Origin of the sequence: Streptomyces sp. NPDC058964 (assembly GCF_042741275.1) — a bacterium.
Lineage (GTDB): Bacteria > Actinomycetota > Actinomycetes > Streptomycetales > Streptomycetaceae > Streptomyces.
In genome coordinates this window covers 14,588-17,808 of sequence record NZ_JBHYKH010000150.1, presented here as the reverse complement: position 1 = coordinate 17,808, position 3,221 = coordinate 14,588, and the positions used below count along the sequence as shown (strand labels likewise).

4 protein-coding genes and 1 pseudogene are annotated in these 3,221 nt (G+C 71.0%); all 5 read left to right on the top strand.

What is annotated here, in order from left to right; translation table 11 throughout:
- Positions 1 to 608 (top strand): annotated as a pseudogene (locus ACFW2E_RS20060) (hypothetical protein); the annotation flags it as partial.
- Positions 605 to 1,015 carry a roadblock/LC7 domain-containing protein gene (locus ACFW2E_RS20055; protein WP_030043913.1) on the top strand — a complete coding sequence of 137 codons (411 nt, stop codon included), beginning with the start codon at positions 605 to 607 and terminating at the stop codon, positions 1,013 to 1,015. The pseudogene ACFW2E_RS20060 and the gene ACFW2E_RS20055, both read left to right, overlap by 4 nt.
- Positions 1,012 to 1,383 (top strand): DUF742 domain-containing protein, encoded by a 372-nt coding sequence (locus tag ACFW2E_RS20050; RefSeq protein WP_384468187.1) that lies wholly within the window; start codon positions 1,012 to 1,014, stop codon positions 1,381 to 1,383. The genes ACFW2E_RS20055 and ACFW2E_RS20050 overlap by 4 nt, the downstream gene beginning before the upstream one ends.
- A complete protein-coding gene (locus tag ACFW2E_RS20045) occupies positions 1,364 to 1,969 on the top strand; it encodes an ATP/GTP-binding protein (RefSeq protein ID WP_384468185.1) in 606 nt (201 codons plus the stop codon). The genes ACFW2E_RS20050 and ACFW2E_RS20045 overlap by 20 nt, the downstream gene beginning before the upstream one ends.
- On the top strand, positions 1,966 to 3,207 hold the full coding sequence (locus ACFW2E_RS20040) for a cytochrome P450 (protein ID WP_384468183.1): 1,242 nt from the start codon (positions 1,966 to 1,968) through the stop codon (positions 3,205 to 3,207). The genes ACFW2E_RS20045 and ACFW2E_RS20040 overlap by 4 nt, the downstream gene beginning before the upstream one ends.
- Positions 3,208 to 3,221 lie beyond the last annotated feature (14 nt).

The following is a 3,221-nucleotide window of genomic DNA, read 5'->3' as shown; positions in this document are numbered from 1 at the left end:
TCGTCGTGGTCCCGCACAAGTACTTCAGCCCCCTTCCGGCGGCCGCCCCGGCGTCGTCGTCCGCCGCCGCGGCCACACCGGCACCCGCGGCGTCCGCGCCCCGCGACCCGGTGGCCGCCGAGTCCGTGGCGGCCGGCTCCGCCGACGTGGTGGACACCACGCCCGGCGGACTGCCCCGGCGCAGGAGCAGGCACCGCGAGTCGGAGCCGGAGCAGCCGTCGCGGCCGGCCGGACGCGCGGACGGCGCCAGGGTCGCCGCGGTTCCGCCGGACGAGTCCTTCGCGGGCCTCGCCGCCTTCGCCACGGCCGGACGCGAGTCCACCGGACCGGAGACGGCGACCGTGGAGGGGTCCGGCCAGTTCGGGGTTCCGGCCGCTGCCGGGGACGAGGCCGTGGAGGAGGACACCCTCGGCCTGCGCCGGGAGACCGACGCACCCGCGACGGCCGGCGGCCGCGCGCAGGGCTTGGGAGTCGAGTCCGTGGAGGGACCGGCGGCGGTCCACGACCGCGTGCCGGGCCCCGGACCCGAATCCGCCGTGGCACCCGCCAGGTCCGACCGCCGCGAGTCCACCGAGCACCGAATTGAAGAGAGCGACTGGTCCACATGACGCAGCAGGGAACCGACGTGAGCTGGGCGCTCCGCGATCTGGTGGAGAGCATCCCGGAGATCCGCTTCGCCCTCGTGGCCTCCAGTGACGGCAAGGCCATCACCTCCTTTGGCGCCGAAGACCCCGACGACGTGGACCGTTTCGCGGCGGTGGTGGCCGGACTGCAGGCCCTGGCCCAGCCGGTGGCCGAGCAGTTCCCCAAGTACGCGGGGCAGTTGCGGCTCGCGATGATCGAGGTCGACGGGGGGCATCTCTTCGTCGTGCGGGCGGGTGTCGAGACGTATCTCGGTGTCCTGGCCCGTGAAGGTCTCGACCAGGGTCTGCTGGGACACCAGATGAGGGACCTGGCCCGCAGGATGGGTGAGCTCCTCGGCACCACTCCGCGCCTGGAGGAGCACTCTGGATGAGTGCTCCCCGCCGGCCCACGGACCCGTCCGGTCTCGAGCGCTACTACGTCCTCACCGGGGGACGCAGCGGACCGGGCGGGTCGGCGTCGAGCCTCGACGTGGCGACCCTCATCGTCTCCCACACCGCTCCCGGTCCGGGGATGCAGCACGAGCACGAGGAGATTGTCCGGCGTTGCCGCGATCCGCTGTCTGTGGCCGAACTCGGCGCCCATCTCGGATTGCCCTTCAACATTCTCGCGGTGCTGCTGGCGGATCTGCTGGACGCAGGCCGTATCGAAGCCCGTGATCCCATCCCGGCGCACCACGCCGGACGCGGGCCCGACCTCGCGCTCCTTCAGGAGGTACTCAGTGGACTTGAAAGGCTTTGACCGTCCCGGCAAACCCGCCGCCGGGGGCACCCGCTCGGTCAAGGTGATGATCGCCGGCGGGTTCGGCACCGGAAAGACCACCATGGTCCGCTCCGTCAGCGACATCAAGCCGCTCACCACCGAGGAGACGCTCACGCAGGCCAGCGTCGAGGACGACCGTCTCATCGGCGTCGCCGACAAGGCCGAGACCACCGTCAGCCTGGACTTCGGCAAGATCAGCCTCAACGAGAGCCTGATGCTGTACCTGTTCGGCACCCCGGGTCAGGAGCGCTTCTGGTTCCTGTGGAACGGTCTTTTCAAGGGTGCGCTCGGCGCGGTGGTCCTGGTGGACACCCGTCGGCTGGCCTCCAGCTTCCGGGCGATCGAGGAGATGGAGCGGCAGAACGTGCCCTTCGTCATCGCGCTGAACATCTTCCCGGACTCCAAGGAGCACCCGATCGAGGAGATCCGGGACGCCCTGGACATCCCCCCGCACACTCCGGTCGTGGCCTGCGACGCCCGCGACCGGGCCTCCAGCCGGGACGTGCTCGTCGCGCTGATCCGGCATCTTCAGGAACGCTCGGCTGTCGCACTGGAGTCCCGATGAACGACCAGTCCCACGGTTCCGGTGTCACGGGCGGTTGCCCCGTCGCGCACGGTCAGGGCATCACCCGGCTGTACGGGCCGGAGTCGGCGACCGATCCGCACGGCATCTACGAACGGCTGCGCAAACGGTACGGCGCGGTCGCCCCGGTCCTGCTGGAGGGCGACGTCCCCGCCTGGCTGGTGCTCGGCTACCGCGAGAGCCGCCGGGTGCTGGACAACCCGCTGCAGTTCAGCCGGGACGCGCGGATCTGGCGGGACTGGCGGGAAGGACGGGTCGCGGAGACTTCCGCGCTGATTCCGATGCTCGGCTGGCGTCCCGACTGCGTGTCCCAGGACGGCGAGCCGCACCGCAGGCTGCGGGGCGCCGTCAACGATGCGCTGCAGGCTGCTGTCGGCCGTGGTATCCGGCGCCACGCCACGCACTTCGCCAACAAGCAGATCGACGGGTTCGCGGACAACGGCCGGGCCGATCTGGTGGCGGACTACGCCGACTATCTGCCGATGCTCGTGATCACCCGCGTTCTGGGGCTTGCCGAGGCGGAGGGGCGCCGGCTGGTCGAGTCCTGCGCCCAGGTGCTCAAGGGCGGCGAGGACGCCGTGGTGCACGACGGCATGATCAGGGAGATCTTCGGTGAACTCGCCGAGCGCAGGCGGTCCGAACCCGGCTCCGACCTCGCCACCGGACTGCTGGAGCATCACGCGGCTCTCGACCACGACGAGGTCGTCCACCACCTGCGTGTGGTGCTGATCGCCGCGCACGTTACGACCAATCTGCTGGCCCGGGTGCTGCAGCTGGTCCTGACCGACGCCTCCCGGCTCTCGGGGCTGACCAGCGGTCAGTTGAACATCTCGGCGGTGATGGAGGAGGTCATGTGGAACTCTCCACCGCTGGCCGTCCTGCCGGGGCGCTTCGCCGCCAGCGATGTCGAACTGGGCGGGCAGCGCATTGAGGAGGGCGACCTGCTCGTTCTCGGTCTCGCCCCGGGCAACCTCGACCCCGAGGTCCGGCCCGACCCGGGTGTCTCGGTGCAGGGCAACCAGGCGCACCTGGCGTTCGGCGCGGGCCCGCACGAGTGCCCCGGGCAGAGCATCGGGCAGTCCATGATCGAGGTTGCGGTGGACGTCCTGCTGCACAGGCTGCCGGGCCTGCGACTGGCGGTGCCGGCGGATGAGCTCACCACGACCGCCTCCACCTGGGATTCCCGGCTGGACAGGCTGCCGGTCGAGTTCCCGGTGTGAGCACGCTGCTGCCC